Source organism: Microbacterium atlanticum (assembly GCF_015277815.1).
Classification (GTDB): domain Bacteria; phylum Actinomycetota; class Actinomycetes; order Actinomycetales; family Microbacteriaceae; genus Microbacterium; species Microbacterium atlanticum.
This window is the reverse complement of record NZ_CP063813.1, coordinates 1583526-1602147: the sequence shown is the minus strand read 5'-3', so window position 1 is coordinate 1602147 and position 18622 is coordinate 1583526. Positions and strand designations below refer to the sequence as shown.

The 18622-nt window shown below is 70.3% G+C and carries 21 protein-coding genes and 2 tRNA genes; 9 read left to right on the top strand and 14 right to left on the bottom strand.

Annotated features, from left to right (window positions below; translation table 11 throughout):
- The 4 genes from IR212_RS07185 to ssb form a co-directional block, all read right to left on the bottom strand.
- On the bottom strand, positions 1-519 hold the full coding sequence (locus tag IR212_RS07185; protein WP_194398237.1) for an acyl-CoA thioesterase: 519 nt from the start codon (positions 517-519) through the stop codon (positions 1-3).
- Between the two features lie 64 nt (positions 520-583).
- Positions 584-2263 carry an energy-dependent translational throttle protein EttA gene (gene ettA / locus IR212_RS07180; protein WP_194398236.1) on the bottom strand — a complete coding sequence of 560 codons (1680 nt, stop codon included), beginning with the start codon at positions 2261-2263 and terminating at the stop codon, positions 584-586.
- A gap of 133 nt (positions 2264-2396) precedes the next feature.
- Positions 2397-2933 carry a DUF6993 domain-containing protein gene (locus IR212_RS17060; RefSeq protein ID WP_228479526.1) on the bottom strand — a complete coding sequence of 179 codons (537 nt, stop codon included), beginning with the start codon at positions 2931-2933 and terminating at the stop codon, positions 2397-2399.
- A gap of 40 nt (positions 2934-2973) precedes the next feature.
- Complete coding sequence (gene ssb, locus IR212_RS07170; protein ID WP_194398235.1) at positions 2974-3507, bottom strand: single-stranded DNA-binding protein; 534 nt, start codon at positions 3505-3507, stop codon at positions 2974-2976.
- Positions 3508-3727: 220 nt separating this feature from the next.
- Between ssb and IR212_RS07165 the strand changes: the two genes are divergently transcribed.
- Positions 3728-3991: a hypothetical protein gene (locus IR212_RS07165; protein ID WP_194398234.1), complete on the top strand. Its 264-nt coding sequence runs from the start codon at positions 3728-3730 to the stop codon at positions 3989-3991.
- Between the two features lie 23 nt (positions 3992-4014).
- Here the strand turns inward: IR212_RS07165 and yczR are convergent, their stop codons facing one another.
- Positions 4015-5439 carry a MocR-like transcription factor YczR gene (yczR, locus tag IR212_RS07160; RefSeq protein WP_194398233.1) on the bottom strand — a complete coding sequence of 475 codons (1425 nt, stop codon included), beginning with the start codon at positions 5437-5439 and terminating at the stop codon, positions 4015-4017.
- A 61-nt stretch (positions 5440-5500) separates the two neighbouring features.
- Between yczR and yczE the strand changes: the two genes are divergently transcribed.
- Entirely contained in the window at positions 5501-6106 is a 606-nt protein-coding gene (gene yczE / locus IR212_RS07155) for a membrane protein YczE (RefSeq protein ID WP_194398232.1), read from the top strand.
- Positions 6107-6147: 41 nt separating this feature from the next.
- Here the strand turns inward: yczE and IR212_RS07150 are convergent, their stop codons facing one another.
- On the bottom strand, positions 6148-6360 hold the full coding sequence (locus IR212_RS07150) for a methyltransferase (RefSeq protein ID WP_194398231.1): 213 nt from the start codon (positions 6358-6360) through the stop codon (positions 6148-6150).
- Between the two features lie 106 nt (positions 6361-6466).
- Here IR212_RS07150 and IR212_RS07145 point away from each other — a divergent pair.
- From IR212_RS07145 to IR212_RS07120, 6 genes are all read left to right on the top strand, one after another.
- Positions 6467-6539 (top strand) — tRNA-Arg (locus tag IR212_RS07145).
- Positions 6540-6614: 75 nt separating this feature from the next.
- Positions 6615-7241, top strand: coding sequence for an oligoribonuclease (gene orn / locus IR212_RS07140; protein ID WP_194398230.1), 627 nt, complete (start codon positions 6615-6617; stop codon positions 7239-7241).
- 37 nt (positions 7242-7278) lie between these two features.
- A tRNA-His gene (locus IR212_RS07135) sits at positions 7279-7354 on the top strand.
- Between the two features lie 64 nt (positions 7355-7418).
- Positions 7419-7760 carry a metallopeptidase family protein gene (locus IR212_RS07130; protein ID WP_194398229.1) on the top strand — a complete coding sequence of 114 codons (342 nt, stop codon included), beginning with the start codon at positions 7419-7421 and terminating at the stop codon, positions 7758-7760.
- The gene (clpS, locus tag IR212_RS07125) at positions 7751-8059 is read left to right on the top strand and encodes an ATP-dependent Clp protease adapter ClpS (RefSeq protein WP_228479525.1); all 309 of its coding nucleotides are present in this window, start codon (positions 7751-7753) and stop codon (positions 8057-8059) included. Before IR212_RS07130 ends, clpS begins: the two co-directional genes overlap by 10 nt.
- Positions 8056-8547: a DUF2017 family protein gene (locus IR212_RS07120; protein ID WP_228479524.1), complete on the top strand. Its 492-nt coding sequence runs from the start codon at positions 8056-8058 to the stop codon at positions 8545-8547. Before clpS ends, IR212_RS07120 begins: the two co-directional genes overlap by 4 nt.
- 7 nt (positions 8548-8554) lie before the next feature.
- On the opposite strand, the gene IR212_RS07115 is transcribed toward IR212_RS07120, so the two are convergent.
- The 6 genes from IR212_RS07115 to gatC form a co-directional block, all read right to left on the bottom strand.
- Positions 8555-9148 (bottom strand): nucleoside/nucleotide kinase family protein, encoded by a 594-nt coding sequence (locus tag IR212_RS07115; protein ID WP_228479523.1) that lies wholly within the window; start codon positions 9146-9148, stop codon positions 8555-8557.
- Positions 9123-9443 (bottom strand): hypothetical protein, encoded by a 321-nt coding sequence (locus tag IR212_RS07110; RefSeq protein WP_194398227.1) that lies wholly within the window; start codon positions 9441-9443, stop codon positions 9123-9125. The genes IR212_RS07115 and IR212_RS07110 overlap by 26 nt, the downstream gene beginning before the upstream one ends.
- Before the next feature lie 78 nt (positions 9444-9521).
- Complete coding sequence (locus IR212_RS07105; protein ID WP_194398226.1) at positions 9522-10784, bottom strand: DNA polymerase IV; 1263 nt, start codon at positions 10782-10784, stop codon at positions 9522-9524.
- 60 nt (positions 10785-10844) lie between these two features.
- Positions 10845-12359, bottom strand: coding sequence for an Asp-tRNA(Asn)/Glu-tRNA(Gln) amidotransferase subunit GatB (gatB, locus tag IR212_RS07100; RefSeq protein WP_194398225.1), 1515 nt, complete (start codon positions 12357-12359; stop codon positions 10845-10847).
- Positions 12359-13879 (bottom strand): Asp-tRNA(Asn)/Glu-tRNA(Gln) amidotransferase subunit GatA, encoded by a 1521-nt coding sequence (gatA, locus tag IR212_RS07095; protein WP_194398224.1) that lies wholly within the window; start codon positions 13877-13879, stop codon positions 12359-12361. The genes gatB and gatA overlap by 1 nt, the downstream gene beginning before the upstream one ends.
- 9 nt (positions 13880-13888) lie before the next feature.
- Positions 13889-14188, bottom strand: coding sequence for an Asp-tRNA(Asn)/Glu-tRNA(Gln) amidotransferase subunit GatC (gatC, locus tag IR212_RS07090; protein WP_194398223.1), 300 nt, complete (start codon positions 14186-14188; stop codon positions 13889-13891).
- A gap of 60 nt (positions 14189-14248) precedes the next feature.
- On the opposite strand from gatC, the gene IR212_RS07085 reads away from it, so the two are divergent.
- Entirely contained in the window at positions 14249-15949 is a 1701-nt protein-coding gene (locus IR212_RS07085) for a long-chain-fatty-acid--CoA ligase (RefSeq protein ID WP_194398222.1), read from the top strand.
- A 4-nt stretch (positions 15950-15953) separates the two neighbouring features.
- On the opposite strand, the gene IR212_RS07080 is transcribed toward IR212_RS07085, so the two are convergent.
- Together IR212_RS07080 and ligA are read right to left on the bottom strand one after the other, a co-directional pair.
- Entirely contained in the window at positions 15954-16259 is a 306-nt protein-coding gene (locus IR212_RS07080; RefSeq protein ID WP_194398221.1) for a YciI family protein, read from the bottom strand.
- Positions 16260-16266: 7 nt separating this feature from the next.
- The gene (ligA, locus tag IR212_RS07075; protein ID WP_194398220.1) at positions 16267-18600 is read right to left on the bottom strand and encodes an NAD-dependent DNA ligase LigA; all 2334 of its coding nucleotides are present in this window, start codon (positions 18598-18600) and stop codon (positions 16267-16269) included.
- Positions 18601-18622: the final 22 nt, after the last annotated feature.

Genomic DNA, 18622 nt, shown 5'->3' with positions numbered 1-18622 from the left:
TCAGCGGCGGTGCGCGTAGCGGATCGGCTCGCTGAGATACGGCTGCCACGCGGCCCGCTCCTCGGGCGTGAGGCGCATCGGCCGTCCGCTCTCGGCATCGACCTTCACGATCACGGTCGTGGCCCTGGCGTACACGATCTGCGTGCCGAGACCTTCGACCGGGCTGCAGACTTCGTAGCAGACCTCGATGCTCGACCCGCCGAGCTTGCCGAACCACATCTGCACGTCGAGCGGATGCCGCTGATACGGCACCGGCGCGAGGTACTCGATCTCCTGTCGGGCGATGAGCGTGAGCATGCCGCTGAAGATGCTGGAGTCCAGCACCGCGGTCGGCGGCGCATCCTCGCCGGGCTCGGGCAGCCAGAAGGCGCGCACGCGCGCCTCCTCGAGGAGCTTGAGCATGGCGGTGTTGTTGACGTGGTTGAACGCGTCGAGATCGCCCCATCGCAGGTGGATCGGGATGTGCAGGCGGCGGGAGTGACCGTCGCGTGCACCCGTCGCCTCGTCGGCGTCAGCCACGCGCGCTCCTCTTTCCTTCGTCACGGGCTTCCACCGCCTCGGCGTCCGAGGAAGCTTCGTGCGCTCAATCGCGGGTCAGCTTGCGGTAGGCGGTGCGGTGCGGACGCGCCGCATCCGGGCCGAGGCGCTCGATCTTGTTCGCCTCGTACGCTTCGAAGTTGCCCTCGAACCAGTACCACCGGTCGGGGTCCTCGTCGGTCCCCTCGTAGGCGAGGATGTGGGTCGCGATGCGGTCCAGGAACCACCGGTCGTGCGTGATGACGACGGCGCAGCCGGGGAACTCCAGCAGTGCGTTCTCGAGCGACTGCAGGGTCTCGACGTCGAGATCGTTCGTGGGCTCGTCGAGAAGGAGCAGGTTGCCGCCCTCCTTGAGGGTCAGCGCGAGATTGAGTCGGTTGCGCTCACCGCCCGAGAGCACGCCGGCCTTCTTCTGCTGGTCGGGACCCTTGAAGCCGAACTTCGACACGTACGCGCGCGAGGGGATCTCGGTCTTGCCCACGGTGATGATGTCCAGTCCGTCCGACACGACTTCCCACAGTGTCTTGCCCGGGTCGATGTTCGCCCGCGACTGGTCGACGTAGCTGATCTTGACCGTCTCGCCGATCTTCAGCTCGCCCCCGTCGAGGGGCTCGAGGCCCACGATGGTCTTGAACAGCGTGGTCTTGCCGACGCCGTTGGGCCCGATGACTCCCACGATGCCGTTGGGAGGCAGGCTGAAGGTCAGCCCGTCGATGAGCGAGCGGCCGTCGAATCCCTTCTGGAGCTTCTTGGCCTCGATCACGACGCTGCCCAGACGCGGACCCGGCGGGATCTGGATCTCTTCGAAGTCCAGCTTGCGCGTCCGCTCGGCTTCGGCGGCCATCTCCTCGTAGCGGGCCAGCCGGGCCTTCGACTTCGCCTGGCGGCCCTTCTGGTTCGAGCGCACCCAGTCGAGCTCCTCGGCGAGCCGCTTGGCGAGCTTGGCGTCCTTCTTGCCCTGCACTTCCAGGCGCTCGGCCTTCTTCTCCAGGTACGTCGAGTAGTTGCCCTCGTAGCCGATGAGCCTGCCGCGGTCCACTTCGGCGATCCACTCCGCGACGTTGTCGAGGAAGTAGCGGTCGTGCGTGATGGCGATCACCGCGCCGGGGTACTTCTGCAGGTGCTGCTCGAGCCACAGCACGCTCTCGGCATCGAGATGGTTCGTGGGCTCATCCAGGAGGAGGAGATCCGGCTTCTGCAGCAGGAGCTTGGTGAGGGCGACGCGGCGCTTCTCGCCGCCGGACAGCGGAGCGATCGCCGCGTCGCCGGGAGGCGTACGCAGGGCGTCCATCGCCTGCTCGAGCTGCGAGTCGAGATCCCACGCGTCGGCGGCGTCGATCTCCTCCTGGAGCGTGCCCATCTCGGCCAGAAGCGCGTCGAAATCGGCGTCGGGGTCGGCCATCAGGCCCGAGATCTCGTTGAAGCGGTCGAGCTTCGGCTTGATCGCGATGCCGTCCTGGATGTTCTCCAGCACCGTCTTGCTCTCGTCCAGCTCGGGCTCCTGCAGGAGGATGCCGACGGAGAAGCCGGGGGTCAGCTTCGCCTCGCCGTTGGAGGGCTGGTCCAGGCCCGCCATGATCTTGAGGATCGTCGACTTTCCGGCGCCGTTCGGGCCCACCATGCCGATCTTGGCTCCGGGCAGGAACGCCATCGTGACGTCGTCGAGGATCAGCTTGTCTCCGACGGCCTTGCGGGCGCGGACCATCGAGTAGATGTACTCAGCCATGCGGGATTCAGTTCTCCTTGGAGTCGAGACGTCAGCGTCCCAGCCTACCGGCCGCCGGAGAGACGAGCATGTGGGCGAGATGAGCGACCAGCCGCCTCGCGGGCCTCGGTGGCGCGATGCGGGATATATCAGGTCACCAGTCGATGACACGCGTCTGCCCGACCAAGCAGGTGCCTTCCTGCAGCACGGGCATGATCGTCGTCACCGGTTCGCCCGTCGCCGGACCGACCTGTCCCAGGAGGCACTCCTGCCCCCACATGACTGAGAACTGGATGCTCTCGGCCGGGTTGCCCACGGTGGTGAGGTCATGCGTGACCTCCATGGCCGCCTTCTCGAAGCCCGCCTGAACCAGCGCGTCGATGTACGCCCGGCCCGCGCCGCGCTCCTCGGAGGCCCAGACCGCCGCGGTCACCGCTGCGAACAGCGGCAGGTTGTCGGCGGCCGTGCCCTCGGCGATGAGAGCGGGGGGTTCTGCAGCACCCCCCGGGTCGCGTGGTTCCGTCGCCGCAGACGTCGACTGCGCGCCCGCGGGAGCGTTCGTCGAAGCGGCGGGACGTGCCGGACCCGTGGGACTGCACCCTGCGACAGCGGCAGTGACCGCGGCGACCGCGAGCATCCGGGCGACGCACCGTCGCCGCCATGACGGTCGAGGAGCGGGGTGTGGCTGCACGGGGTGAGTCTACGGGGGCGCGGTTCTGCCGCCGGCGCACTCAGAAGGGCGTCTCCGGCTCGCGCGGCGGTTCACCGCCCGCCGAATGCGGCGGAGTCGGGAGAGGCGCGGCCGCCGGCTCGACCTCCCGCGCGCCCTGCTCCCGCTCGTTCGCATCCACGCCGGGCGCGGCCCACGCGTCACCGTGCGCCGCCCCGCCGCGATTGCCGCGCGCATCCTTCACGAAGGTGGTGGTGCCCCACCTGAGGTCGTGCCCGATCGCGTCCGCGTCGATCTCGACTGCGGTGCCCTTCGAGGATCCGGCCTCCCAGTCCCTGACCCGCAGGCGACCGGAGACGATCACCCTGTCGCCTTTCTTGAGCGACGCGAACGCGTGATCCGCGAGATCACGGAAGACCGAGACGGTGTACCAGCTGGTGCCGGCGTCCGACCACGCCCCCGCCTCGCGGTCGAAGCGCCGCAGTCCCCTCGCGAGGCGAAATGTGGTGATGGGCACACCCGCGGGGGTGTGCTTCAGCTCCGGAGCGGTGCCCACGTTGCCGGTGACGGTGATCATGTCGCCCATGTCGCTCATGTCGCATCCCTTCTGTCGACGAGGAATCTCCTCCGCCACCGGCGCCCATGCCCGGGGCGCCGGTGGGTGGACCCAGCTTGGACACCCCGCGCGCCCAGTGATCGCTGTCGCTCACGTTCTGGGGATGATGCGGCCCGTACCCGCGGCTGGGGAGGAGCCGACGGCACCGCGCCGCTCGATGTCGGACCCCGAACGTATGTTCGATTCAGGAGGAGAGCCGATGTTCACTCAGACCGATACGGAAGAGCTTGTCGCCCGTGACGTCGCGCTGCGGTGGGGCGTGCGCCTGACCCCCGCAGCACCGCACCTGTGGCGGGTGCAGGACGCGTCCGGACGGGTGGTGGGTCACCTCGAAGCCGTGGCCCACTCCGACGGTACACGCGTGCGGGCGCGAAGGTTCCACCCGCCGTCGCGCGCGTTCCGCGATCTGGGCGACTTCTGGAGTGCAGACGACGCCCTCGAGTGCCTGCGCCTGGGCCGCTGAGTCGCCGCGAGGCCGCACCGCCGTCAGACGACGGCGCCCGCCTCCGCCACGACCGAAGGCGGCGCCCCTGCCCGCACCGCCGCCCACGCGTCGGCCAGCAGTGCGGCGGCGCGCGCCATCTCGTCCGGCGGCGCGGTGAACGGCACGCGCAGCTGACGGTCGTGCCCGCCGTCCACCGAGAACCGGGGACCGGCAGTCAGCAGCACACCGCGGGACCGCGCCTCGATGACGAGGGCAGAGCTCAGCGGTGCGCCCAGCTCGATCCACAGCGACACGCCGCCGCGCGCGACGGGGATGCCCCACGACGGCAGCTGGGCCTCGAGCGCCTTGACGACCGCGTCACGGCCGGATCGCAGCAGCGCCGAGCGCTGAGCGACCACCTGGTCGAAGCGCCTGAGCAGCTGGGTCGCGATCGCCTGCTCGAACTCCGGGGTCCCGAGGTCGTGCGCGGGGCGGGCGGCGACCAGACGCCGGATCAGGTCGCCGTCGGCCCGCACCCACCCGAGCCGCAGTCCGCCCCAGACTGTCTTCCCGAGCGAGCCGATCCGCACGACGGTGCCGGGCTCCGACGGCTCGAAGCCAGGGGCGACCGGACCCCGGTCGATGTCCAGATCGGCCGTCGTCTCATCGAGCACGAGGACAGCGCCCGCCCTTTCGCCCGCGGAAAGGATGGCGGCGCGCTCGAGGGTGGTCATGCTGCGACCGGTCGGGTTCTGGAAGTCCGGCATGAGGTACGCCATCACCGGAAGCGTGCGGGCGAACGCCTGCTCCGCTCTTTCGAGGTCCCAGCCGGCATCCGTCGTCACGGGGACACCGACCAGGCGCGCTCCGGCTCGACGGAGGGCGTCGACAGCGTGGGGATAGGTGGGGGTCTCGGCGAGAACGCGGTCACCCCGCCCGACCAGCACCGACGAGATCAAGTGGATCGCGCTCTGGGCGCCTGTGGTCACCAGCACCTCGTCCGGGTGCGTGGGGATCCCGCGCTCGGCATACCGATGCGCGATGGCCTCGCGCAGCTCGATGCGCCCCAGCACGTCGTATCCGACGCGCGAGACGAGCGTCGAGGCGCTCCCCGCGGCCTCGGCCATCAGGCCGGCGAGCCCGGGCCACGCGGGTGGGCTGGCCTGTTGCAGATCGATCATGCCGTCGCCGGCGGCCACGCGGCCGGGTTCCCGCCGGCCGAGCGGGAGAGTGACGCTGCCGGAGCCGCGAAGACTCGAGATGTGGCCGGTGTCGCGGAGGCTGCGATAGGCGGCTGCGACCGTGCTGCGACTGACCGCGAGAGCCCCTGCGAGCTCGCGTTCGGCCGGTAGGGTCGTGCGCGGCGCCAGCCGGTTATCGAGGCACAGGAGGCGGATGCCGTCAGCCAGCGCCTCGTACGCGGGCTCGCGCGTGCGCCACCCGCCCAGTGCCGATGCGAGGGCGCGGGCGGACACGCGGGAATCCATGGGGCCAGATTAGCCGCATTGGACTGGTCACCACCATCCAATCCTGCGATTGGATGGTGGCATGCCACGCCGCGTCACGCAGCTCATCGTCGGCCTGTTCCTCTACGGGGCCGGGTGCGCGCTCACGGTGCGCGCCGGTCTCGGGGTCGATCCGTGGACGGTCTTCGCCGAAGGCCTCTCCGTCCGCACCGGCATCGGGATTGGATGGATCACCAACATCGTCGGATTCTTCGTGCTCCTGCTGTGGATCCCGCTGCGACAGCGACCCGGCGTCGGAACAGTCGCGAACATCCTGCTGGTGGGGACGAGCATGCAGCTCGTGCTCGGGGTGGTGCCTGAGATCTCCGGGCTCGCCGCCCAGCTCGCGACGCTGCTGGGCGGCATCCTCATCGTGGCACTGGCCTCCGGGCTCTACATCGGCGCCCGTTTCGGCCCGGGACCACGAGACGGCCTCATGACGGGCCTCAACTCCCGTCTCGGATGGCCGATCTGGGTGTGCCGGGCGACGGTCGAGCTCTCCGTCCTGGCCATCGGCTGGCTGCTGGGTGGAACGGTCGGCATCGGCACCGTGCTCTTCGCCTTCCTGATCGGACCGCTCGTGCACGTCGCGCTGCCCCTCCTGGACACGCGAAAGCAGGCGGCGCCGACCGCCGGACGCCCGATCTGACGTCCGACGGTGCTGCGAGCACGTGCGGCTCGGACCCGGCCTCAGTGCTCCCGGAACATCGGCCAGTCGCTGCCCGGCGCCATCCTGGCGTGGAGCGCGCTCTTGGCGATCTCCATCGACGGATAGGTGCCGGCCGCCGCGTCGGCCCCGGCCATCGTGACCGTATAGCCGTCGTCGTCCTTGCGGATGCTTCCGGCAACGCCTGATGCTCCGTAGGCGACCCAGAGTGGGTGGTGCGTCTCCGTGGTGCTCATCGGTGAACTCCTTTCGATGCCTCCGCCTCAGACGCTACGCCGGGCCGCGCCGGATCGCCAGCGTCCGCGACGGCGCGGCGGGACCGAGTAGTGTGGGAACACCTTTCCCTCCGTAGCTCAGGGGACAGAGCGAGCGGTTTCTACCCGCCAGGTCGGGGGTTCGAATCCTCCCGGAGGGGCACGGCGTCTCGGCGTGGGAGTCGGGATGTGCGTCCAGGCGGGGGATGTCTGGACCTTGCACGAGGATGGAGCGCATGGTGGGGGCATCCGAGAACGATCGTCTGGTGTGGATCGACTGCGAGATGACGGGACTCGACCTCGGTGTCGATGAACTCGTCGAGATCGCCGTCGTGGTGACGGACTTCGAGCTCCGACCGCTCGACCCGGGCTTCGCGATCGTGATCAGACCCGACGACTCGGCGATGGCCAACATGAGCGAGTTCGTCACGAACATGCACCGCACCTCCGGTCTGCTCGACGAGATCCCCCACGGCGTCAGCCTCGCCGACGCCGAGTTCCAAGTGCTGGAGTACATCCAGCGATTCGTGCCGCTCGAGGGGAAGGCACCCCTGGCGGGGAACACCATCGGCACGGACCGTATGTTCCTTGCGAAGTACATGCCTCGAGTCGATCGCTGGCTGCACTACCGCAACGTCGACGTGTCGAGCATCAAAGAGCTGGCGCGGCGGTGGTACCCGCGCGCGTACATCCACGCGCCGGCGAAGGAAGGGGGGCACCGCGCCCTCGCCGACATCGTCGAATCCGTGCGCGAGCTGGCTTACTACCGCCAGGCGGTGTTCGTTCCCGAACCCGGTCCCACCAGCGACGGCGCTCGCGCTGCCGCGGCCGCGGCCGTGTCGTCGTTTGCCGCAGAGGTGTGAGAGAATCTTCTGGTTGCCCGCGCAGGCGGGAGACATGGTGGGTATAGCTCAGTTGGTAGAGCACCTGGTTGTGGTCCAGGGGGTCGCGGGTTCAAGTCCCGTTACTCACCCCAATTCCTTCGAATGGGGCGCGCAGGACGCGCCCCATTCGCATCGGAGCGGGGCATCATGATGGAGATGGATGCCGCACGCTTCGAGCAGCTCGTGATCGACGAGCTGGATCAGCTCCCCGACGACATGGTCGAGGGACTCGACAACGTGGTGTTCGTCGTCGAGGACCGCCCGGAGGACGGCACCCTCGACCTGCTCGGGTTGTACGAAGGCTGGGCACTGACCGAACGCGACCGATACGGCGTCGGCGAGCTCCCCGATCGCATCGTCGTATATCGCGAGCCGCATCTGGCCGCGTGCGAGAGCGACGACGAGCTGCGCGCGGAGGTCCACACCACGCTCGTCCACGAGATCGCGCACTTCTACGGCATCGACGACGACCGCCTGCACGAGCTCGGGTGGGCGTGATGGCGGCACTGGCGGCGCCCGGCATCCGTGAAGAGGTGGAGAGGTCCACGAGGGTCGACCCCGACACGCCGTGGCAGACGGTGGTGTGGGACGATCCGGTGAACCTCATGAGCTACGTGACCCATGTCTTCCGCGAGTACTTCGGTCTCCCCCGGGCCGAGGCCGAGCGGCTCATGCTGGCCGTGCACAACGAGGGGCACGCCGTCGTCTCGCAGGGCGCCCGCGAGCAGATGGAGCTGCATGCTCAGGCGATGCACGACTACGGACTCTGGGCGACCGTGCGACGGGCACCGTCATGAGGCCTCCGACGGTGGTGATGCAGATCACCCGCTTGGAAGCAGCGCATCTGTCGGGACTGGTCGGCCAGTTCGCCGAGTTGCTGCGCGACTCCGGTCGTGACGGCGACCCCGCCATCGCCCGGCTGGCGCCGTCCGCGTACGCGGAGGACCCCGACGCCGACCGCGAGTTCCGCGAGCTCACCCAGTCGGATCTGCTCGACCGCCGGGGCGCCGACGCCGCCGTGGTCCTCACCTCGCTGAGCGAGGCGTCACGGATCCCCGAAGACCCCGCCGACCCGGCGCTGCTGGAGGAGACCGAGGTGCGCCTGGACCCCGATGCCGCCCAGGCGTGGCTGCGCACACTTGCAGCGGTGCGGCTGGTGCTCGCCACTCGGCTGGGCGTGGCCGAGGCCGACGACCGCGATTCCGATGATCCGCGGTTCGGGGTCTACGACTGGCTCGGCTACCGGCTGGACGGCCTAGTGGCGGCGCTCGACCGGCCTGACTGAGCTTCGGTCACGGAACGCCGAAGACGTGCGTCGCGAGCCGCATCGGGTCGTTCGTCGCGATATGGCGCTGCTCCTGTCTCGTCCACCGGTCCCAGTGCGGGCGAAACGCATCGCCGTCGCGGTCGAGCGCGCGCGTGCGGCGGGACGCCGTGGGCGCCTCCAGCCACACGCGCACGTCGGCCAGCCGTGCGGTGGCCGGCGTGAGCAGACCCGCACCCTCCACGATCAGCGGCAGCGACGGGTCGACCGCGTGGGCCTCGGCCGGTGCGCCGACGGTCCAGTCCCACCGCTGCCACACGCCGATGAGGCCGCGCGCATGCGGGGTCAGGATCAGCTCGCGCGCGAGTTCGACGCCCTCCTCGAGCCCGTCCCATCCCGGATAGATCGAATCGAGGGCGACCAGCTGGACCCGCCCGCGCAACGGCCACTGCGCGACCACGGCGCGCGCCAGTGACGACTTCCCCGCTCCGCTGCGCCCATCGATCAGGACGACGGGGTTGGACGCCGCCACCTCGGCGACGGCCGCCGTGATGCCTGCGGCGGCGCGGCCCAGCGCATCGCCGACCTGGTCGGTGCTACTTCTTGAGGGCGCGGATGACACGACTGAGCGCGCGGCCGGCGAAGAACACGAAGGGCACGGCAACCGTCAGCAGCGCGATGAGGTTCGGCTCGAACCGCACGTCGTCGCCGCGACGGATGTAGGCGCCCACGGGGATGGCCCACCCTCCGCCACCGCCGCCGCCGTTGCCTGCCTCATCGGATCCGCCTCCGAATCCCGACCATGTCAGTGCCACCGGGATGAGCCGGACGCCGTCGATGTCCTGCTGCTCGCCGTAGGCGCTCTTCACGCCGAAGGACGCGGACTGCCGGCCGAGTTCGAGTGCGATGTTGGGCATTGCTCCACGCTAGCGGCAGAGACCGCGCACGGACAGCCACAGATGACGGCCGACCCCCCGTTCTCGGAATGCGCCGCGTCAGGCGGGGTCCAGACGTGGCGGCGGCGGACTCGTCGGCAGGACGCCGCCGCCCCGCGGGGTGAGCAGAGTGGCTCGGGTGACCGCTCCCCGGCCGAACTTGGCAGCGGCCCCGTCCAGCGCATCCTCGATGCGCCGCCAGCCCTCGTCGTCATCCCACAGCGTCGGGGCCGTGGCGCCGGCCGGTCGGAGCTTCTCGGCCCGCACGCCGATGAGGCGCACCGGCAGCGCGCGCTCGATCGATGCGAAGAGCTCGTGGGCGGCATCCCCGATCCGCTGGCCCACGGCGGTGGGCTCGGGGAGGGTCTGCGACCGGGAGATGGTCGTGAAGTCGGAGTACCGCACCTTGATGGCCACGGTCGTCGCCTCCCATCCGTGCCGGCGAAGGCGGGCGCCGACGCGGTCCGCCAGCCGTCGCAGTTCGGAGCGCAGCACAGCGGTGTCGGCGATGTCCTGGTCGAACGTCTCTTCGTGGCCGATGCTCTTCTCGATCCGCTCGGTGTCGACCGGCCGGGGGTCGTCGCCGCGCGCCAAGTGCCACACGCGGTCGCCCATCGCCTTCCCCAGCGCCCGCTCCAGCAGCTCGCGCGGCGCGTCGAGAACATCGGCGATGGTGCGGATGCCGCGGGACTCCAACGCCTCGGACGCTTTCGGACCCACTCCCCACAGAGCTCTCACCGAGCGCGGCGCGAGGAAGGCCGCGGTGTCGGCCTCCGCGACGATCAGCAGTCCGTCCGGTTTGCTCAGCGTCGACGCCATCTTGGCGACGTGCTTGGTTGCCGCGACTCCGACGCTGCAGGTCAGCCCCGTCTCGTCGAAGACCCGCTCCCGCAGCATCCGGGCGATGTGCCCGGGGCTTCCCCAGAGGCGGCGCACGCCGCGCACGTCGAGGAACGCCTCATCGATGGACAGCGGCTCGACCAGCGGGGTGATCTCTCGGAAGATCCGCATGACCTGCGCCGAGACGGCGAGATAGCGGTCGAAGTGCGGCAGCACCACGATCGCCGTCGGACAGAGCCGCAGCGCCTGGGCCACCGGCATCGCCGAGCGCACCCCGTATCTTCGCGCCTCGTACGAGGCGCTCGAGACCACCGACCGGCCGTCGGGCGCGCCGACGACGATCGCCTTCCCCCTCAGCGAAGGATCGTCGAGCTGCTCCACGGACGCGTAGAACGCATCCATGTCGACGTGGAGGATGCCGGCACCGGCGTCGTCCGCGCCCTCCGGCGAGACGATCCGTCCTGTGCCGTCGCCCCGCCCCATGCGTCCATTCTCCGTCGTTCCGGCATTGCGCGTCCCGGCAGGCGCAACGCAGGTGCCGTCCTACTGGGCGGCTCGCTCGAGGATCAGCTCGCGCACGCGTGCGGCATCCGCCTGTCCTCTCATCGCCTTCATGACGGCGCCGATGACGGCGCCGGCGGCCTGCACCTTGCCGTCGCGGATCTTTTCCAGGACATCGGGCTGCGCCGCGAGGGCCTCGTCGATCGCGGCGATCAGGGCACCGTCATCCGACACCACGGCGAGGCCGCGCGCGTCGACGACCTGCTGCGGCGAGCCCTCTCCGGCGATGACGCCCTCGAGCACCTGGCGGGCCAGCTTGTCGGTGAGGGTGCCGGCGTCCACGAGTGCCTGCAGCGCCGCGACGTCCGCGGGCGTCGCGAGCTCGGCGGCCTCGCGTCCCTGCGCATTGGCGATGCGGGTGAGCTCACCCGTCCACCACTTGCGGGCCGCGGCCGGCGTGGCGCCTGCCGCGATCGTCGCCTCGACCTCTGCGAGCAGACCGCCGTTGACGACGTCCTGGAACTCCAGATCGGTGAAGCCCCACTCCGCCTTCAGCCGGCGACGGTGAGCCGCGGGCGGCTCGGGAAGCGCCGCGCGGAGCTGTTCGATCAGCTCGGGTGCGGGAGCCACCGGCAGCAGGTCGGGCTCGGGAAAGTACCGGTAGTCGTCGGCGTCGGACTTCGGCCGTCCGGGCGACGTGGTGCCGGTGTCCTCGTGCCAGTGGCGGGTTTCCTGCGTGATGGCGCCGCCGGCGGCGAGGATCGCCGCCTGCCGCTGGATCTCGTACCGGACCGCGCGCTCGACCGAGCGCATCGAGTTGACGTTCTTGGTCTCGGTGCGGGTGCCGAGCTTCTCCTGGCCACGGGGGCGCAGCGACACGTTGGCGTCGCAGCGCAGGTTGCCGCGCTCCATGCGCGCCTCCGAGATGCCCAGCCCGATCACGATGTCGCGGATCGTCTGGACGTACGCCTTCGCCACTTCCGGGGCCCGATGCTCCGCGCCGAAGATGGGCTTGGTGACGATCTCGACCAGCGGGACCCCGGCACGGTTGTAGTCCACGAGCGAGTACTCGGCGCCCTGGATCCGTCCCGTCGATCCACCGACGTGCGTCAGCTTGCCGGCGTCCTCCTCCATGTGCGCCCGCTCGATGGGCACCTCGAGGAGGGTGCCGTCGGCGAGCTCGATCTCCACCTGACCGTCGAACGCTATCGGCTCGTCGTACTGCGAGATCTGATAGTTCTTGCCGAGGTCGGGGTAGAAGTAGTTCTTCCGCGCGAACCGGCTGGACGGCGCGATCGAGCAGCCGAGCGCGAGACCCAGGCTGATCGAGTGCCGCACGGCGGTCTCGTTGACGACCGGAAGCGAGCCAGGCAGACCCATGTCGACCGGAGCGACGAGCGTGTTCGGCTGCGCGCCGTGGTTGGCGGAGTTCGCGGGGTTCGCCGCGCCCGAGAACATCTTGGTCTCGGTGTTGAGCTCGACGTGCACCTCGAATCCCAGCACCGGCTCGAAGAGCTCCAGCGCCTTGTCGAAGTCCATCAGCATGTCCTTCGCCATCAGCGGGCACCTCCGTTCGCACCGATCGCCGGTGCTCTGTCGAGGAGCGGACCGCCCCACGCGTCCACGAGCAGGGCCTCCAGCGCGGCACCCACGCGATACAGTCGGGCATCTTCGTAGGCGGGAGCCAGGAACTGGATCCCCACCGGCAGACCGTCCTCCGACGCGAGCCCGGACGGGATGGAGATCCCAGGCACCCCGGCGAGGTTCGCGGGGATGGTGGTCACGTCGTTGAGGTACATCTGGAGCGGGTCGTCGATCTTCTCGCCGAGCTTGAAGGCGGTGGTCGGAGCCGACGGGGTGGCGATGACGTCGACCTGCGAGAACGCGGCTGCGAAGTCGCCCTGGATGAGGGTGCGCACCTTCTGCGCGGAGCCGTAGTAGGCGTCGTAGTAGCCCGCCGAGAGCGCGTAGGTCCCGAGGATGACGCGACGCTTGACCTCGTCGCCGAAGCCGGCATCGCGGGTCGCGGCCATGACGTCCTCCACGGTGCCGCCGGGGACGTCGACGCGGAGGCCGAAGCGCACCGAATCGAACTTCGCGAGGTTGCTTGATGCCTCGGCCGGGAGGATCAGGTAGTACGCGGCGACCCCGTACTCGAAGTGGGGTGCGCTGATGTCGATGATCTCGGCGCCGTGCGCCTGCATCACGGCGAGCGCCGCTCGGAAGGACTCCGACACGCCGACCTGGAATCCGCTGTCGGGGAGCTCGCGGATGATGCCGACCTTGAGACCTTCGAGCACGGCGCCCGTCGCGCCCTCGCGCGCCGCAGCGGCGAACGACGGCCACTCGTGTGCGAGTGAGGTCGAGTCGTGCGGGTCATGGCCGCCGATCACGTCGTGCAGAAGCCCGGCGTCGAGCACCGTGCGCGTGACGGGGCCGACCTGATCCAGGCTCGAGGCGAGGGCGATGGCGCCGTATCGGCTGACGCCGCCGTACGTGGGCTTGATGCCCACCGTCCCCGTCACGTGCGCCGGCTGCCGGATGGAGCCGCCCGTGTCGGACCCCAGGGCGAGCGAGGCCTCGAAGGCGGCGACGGCCGCCGCCGAACCACCCCCCGATCCGCCGGGGATGCGGTCGAGGTCCCACGGGTTGCGCGTCGGTCCGTAGGCCGAGTGCTCGGTCGACGAGCCCATTGCGAACTCGTCCATGTTGGTCTTGCCGAGCGGGACGAGGCCGGCTGCGCGCGAGCGGGCGACGACGGTGGCGTCGTACGGCGACATGTAGCCCTCGAGGATCCGCGATCCGCTGGTCGACGGCATGTCGGTCGTGACCAGCACGTCCTTGATCGCCAGCGGCACGCCCGCGAGGGGGCCGAGCTCCTCGCCGGCGGCGCGACGGCGGTCGATGTCGGCGGCGGCGTCGAGCGCGTGCGCGTTGATGTGGAGGAACGCGTGGATGTCGGTGTCGACGGCGGCGATGCGGTCGAGGTGGGCCTGCGTCGCCTCGACGCTGGAGACCTCGCGGGTGGACAATTTGTCTGCGAGCGCGGCGGCGCTCAGCTTCGTGAGATCGGTCACGTCTGTCCCTTACTGCTCTTCGCCGAGGATCGCGGTCACGCGGAAGCGGCCGTCCGCGGCATCCGGCGCGTTCTGGAGCACCTGGGCGGGGGTCAGCTGGCCGCCCGCCACGTCGGAGCGGAAGACGTTCTGCAGCGCGATGGGGTGGCTGGTGGCGGGGACGTCCGGCGTGGCCACTTCGGAGACCTTGGCGATGTTGTCGACGATCGCGTCGAGCTGTCCGGTGAGGCGCCCGACCTCCTCGTCGCTCAGCTGGATCCGGGCGAGCACACCGAGATGGCGCACGAGATCGGGGGTGATTTCAGACACCCCCCAAGCCTACCGGGGCCGCGCCCCCGAGCCGTGGCGGCCGCGGCGTAGGCTGTGGCCGTGACGACGTACGACCCGCCTCGCCCCTGGATCGCCAGCTACGCCGAAGGCGTTCCGGAGGACCTCGCACCGGTGACCGGATCGCTCGTCGACATCGTCGCCGCGTCGGCGAGGGACTACCCGGATGCCACGGCTCTGCAGTTCTTCGGTCGCGAGACGTCCTACCGCTCGCTGCACGAGCAGATCGAGCGAGCCGCGGCGGGCCTGCGCCGTCTCGGGGTGAAGGCCGGAGATCCGGTCGCCATCGTCCTGCCCAACTGCCCGCAGCACATCGTCGCGTTCTACGCGATCCTGCGGCTCGGCGCCGTCGTCATCGAGCACAACCCCCTCTACACACCGCGGGAGCTGCGCAAGCAGTTCGAGGACCACGGCGCGAAGCACGCGATCGTGTGGAGCAAGGCGGTCAAGACCGTCCAGGACTTCCCCGCCGACGTGGCCGTGACCAGCCTCATCTCGGTGGACGTCGTGAAGGCCATGCCGTGGCGCATGCGGGCGGCGCTGACGCTGCCGGTCGCCAAGGCCCGTGAAGCGCGGCAGGCCCTCACAGAGCGCGTCTCGGGAACGGTGGCGTGGGAGCAGGTCGTCGGCACGCCGCCCCTGCCGGCCTCGCATCCGCGCCCGGGAACCGGCGACCTTGCTCTGATCCAGTACACCAGCGGGACGACCGGCACGCCCAAGGGGGCTGCGCTCACGCACCGCAACCTGCTCGCCAATGCCGCGCAGGCCCGCGCCTGGGTGCCCTCGATCGTGCGGGGCGACGGATGCGTCGTCTACGCGGTGCTGCCGATGTTCCATGCCTATGGGCTGACGCTGTGCCTGACCTTCGCGATGTCGATGGGCGCGCGACTCGTGCTCTTCCCCCGCTTCGATCCGGACATGGTGCTGGAGGTCACGAAGAAGCATCCCGCGACGTTCCTGCCGCTGGTCCCGCCGATCGCGGACCGGCTGCTGAAGGCTGCGCGCGAGAGAGGCGTCTCGCTCGAGGGCACCCGGGTGGCGATCTCCGGCGCCATGGCGCTGCCCCATGAACTGGTGGTCCCGTTCGAGGCTGCCACCGGCGGCTATCTCGTCGAGGGCTACGGGCTCAGCGAGTGCTCCCCCGTGCTCATGGCGAATCCCGTCGCGGACAACCGCGTTCCCGGGACGGTGGGACTTCCTCTTCCGGGCACCGAGTGCCGCGTCGTCGATCCCGACGACCCGACCCGCGACGTGCCCGCCGGTGAGAGGGGCGAGCTCCTCGTGCGCGGACCGCAGGTGTTCGGTGGGTACTACGGCAAGCCCGAGGAGACCGAGGCGGTGTTCGCCGACGGCTGGTTCCGCACCGGCGACATCGTCACGATCGACGATGCCGGGTTCGTGCGCATCGTGGACCGCATCAAGGAGCTCATCATCACCGGCGGGTTCAACGTGGCGCCGACCGAGGTCGAGAACGCCTTGCGCCAGCACCCGCAGGTCGATGATGCGGCAGTGGTCGGGCTTCCCAGCGAGCACTCGGGCGAGGAGGTCGTCGCCGCCGTCGTCGTCTCCCCCGGCCAGGAGATCGACCTGGAGTCGGTGCGCGATTTCGTCCGCAGCATCCTCACGCCTTACAAGGTCCCGCGCCGCATCTTCGTCGTCGATGAGCTTCCGAAGTCGCTCATCGGAAAGGTGCTGCGCCGTCAGGTGCGCGACCGTCTGCTGACGCTCATCACCGGCTCCTAGGCCGTCACACCAGGTCGCCGCGCGCCACAGCGACGGCGTACGGGTGAACCGTCGCCGTGAAGAGCCCGCCGGCGACAGCCGGATCCGCCTCGGTGATGGCGCGGGCGGTCTCTGCGTCCGGCGCCTCGAAGATCGCGATCCCGAAGGTCCCGACCGGCTCCTGGGTGCGCCCGGCGAGGATGAGGATGCCGCGGTCCCTGAGATCGATCAGATAGTCGAGGTGCGCGGAGGCCAGGACCTGTTCGTCCGCTGTCGGCGCCGCCGGCATCTCGGGGCGGGTGGGGACGACCCGGTAGAGCCACTGCGACATACCGGCATCATTCCGCAGTGGCGACGGCGTCGTCCAGGGCCGACGGGCCCACCGTCACCAGGGTGTGGAACTGCGCGGCGTCGAGGATGCGGACGCCCAGCTCCTCCGCCTTCGCGAGCTTCGAGCCCGCACCGGGTCCGGCCGCGACGAAGTCGGTCTTCTTCGACACGCTGGAGGCCGCCTTGCCGCCGGCGCGGATGATGGCCTCCTGCGCGCCCTCGCGGGTGTACCCCTCGAGCGATCCGGTAGCGACCACCGTCAGACCGTCGAGCACTCCGCCGCTCCTGGTCGCCGCCCCCGGTCCGGGGTGGCCGGGCGTCGCCAGCTGCGCACCGGCGGCGGACCACCGCTCGACGATGTCACGATGCCAGTCGACCTCGAACCAGTCGCGGAGCGAATCGGCGATGATGCCGCCGACGCCCTCGACCCCCGCGAGTTCATCACGCGACGCCGTGCGGATCGCCTCCACCGAGCCGAACCACTGCGCGAGCGCGCGGGCGGCCACGGGTCCGACGTGACGGATGTTCAGCGCCACGAGGAACCGCCAGAGTTCCTTGGTCTTCGCCCGTTCCAGCTGGTCGAGCAGGGTGAGCGCCTGCGCCGACGGCTGTGGGCCGGTCAGGCCGGCCTTCTTCTCTGCGGCCGACGGGTTGCGCCGGAACGGCGCCCGACGCACGAGCTCGCCGGACTTCTCGTCGACGCGCGGCTCGCCCGTCTCGGCGTCGCGCACGACCACCTCGATCGGCACCAGCTGATCGATGGTGAGGTCGAACAGACCGGCCTCGGTCTCAAGCGGCGGCGCGTCGGGCACGGAGGGCTGTGTGAGCGCCGCGGCGGTCACCTCGCCGAGCGCCTCGATGTCGAGGGCGCCGCGCGAGCCGATGTGCTCCACCCGCCCCCTCACCTGGGCGGGGCAGGCGCGCGTGTTCGGGCAGCGGAGGTCGATGTCGCCCTCTTTCGCGGGCGCGAGCGGCGATCCGCACTCCGGGCAGCGGGTCGGCATCACGAACTCGCGCTCGGAGCCGTCGCGCAGCTCGACGACGGGGCCGAGCACCTCCGGGATGACGTCACCGGCCTTGCGCAGCACCACCGTGTCGCCGATGAGCACGCCCTTGGCACGCACGACATCCTGGTTGTGCAGCGTTGCCTGCCGCACGACGGAGCCGGCGACGCGCGCCGGCGCCATGACCGCGAACGGCGTCGCCCGACCCGTCCGGCCGACCGACACCACGATGTCGAGCAGCTTGGTGTTCACCTGCTCGGGCGGGTACTTGTACGCGATCGCCCACCGGGGAGCCCGACTCGTCGCCCCCAGCTCGTCGTGCAGGGCGAGCTCGTCGACCTTGACCACGACGCCGTCGATCTCATGCTCGACGTCGTGGCGGCGCTCGCCGTAGCGCGCGACGAACGCGAGCACCCCGTCGACGTCGTCGGCCGTTGCGAAGTACGGGCTCGCCGGCAATCCCCACTCGGCCAGCAGCGCGTAGGTCTCGCTCTGCGCGTCGACCGGCGGCCGGCTCCAGGCGCCGATGCCGTGGACGAACAGTCGGAGGGAGTCCAGTCGCGCCTGCCCGGCCTCGCGCTCGAGGCCGTCCTTCTTGTCGAGCTGCTGCCGCAGACCGCCGGATGCGGCGTTGCGGGGGTTGGCGAACGAGGGGAACCTGCGCTCAGCGCTGATGCGCGCCTTGCTCTCGTCGAACGCACGGCCGCGCGCGCGCGTCTCGTCGACGGCTCGATCTCTCATCTCCGCCTGCAGCGCATTGAGCCGCTCGAAGGAGGCGACGGGGATGAAGACCTCGCCGCGCACCTCCACGAGATCCGGGTGGCCGGTTCCCCTCAGGCGCTGGGGGATGCCGGGGACGCGCACGGCGTTCATCGTGACGTCCTCGCCGACGCGTCCGTCGCCCCGCGTGGCGGCGGAGGTGAGCACGCCCCGCTCGTAGCGGAGGCTGATCGCCAGTCCGTCGATCTTGAGCTCGGTGAGCCAGCGGACGCCGCGCCCTGCGGCGGCCTCGGTCTTGAGGCACCAGTCGCGCAGCTCGTCGGGGCTGAACACGTTGTCGAGGCTCAGCATCCGCTCGGCGTGCTCGACCGGCGCGAACAGCGAGCTCTCGGCTGCGCCCACCGTCTGCGTGGGGGAATCCTGGCCCTGCAGCTCGGGATGCATGTGCTCGATCTCTTCGAGGCGGCGCATCCAGGCGTCGTACGTCGCGTCGTCGACGATCTCCGCGTTGCGTCCGTAGTACGCGTCGCGCGCACCGAGGATGCGCTCCGTCAGATCCTGGGCTTCGATCCGCGCGGCCTCGAGGCCGGCGTCTGCGGGAAGTGCGGCATCCGTCACCCCGTCAGTCTAGAAGCGGGGT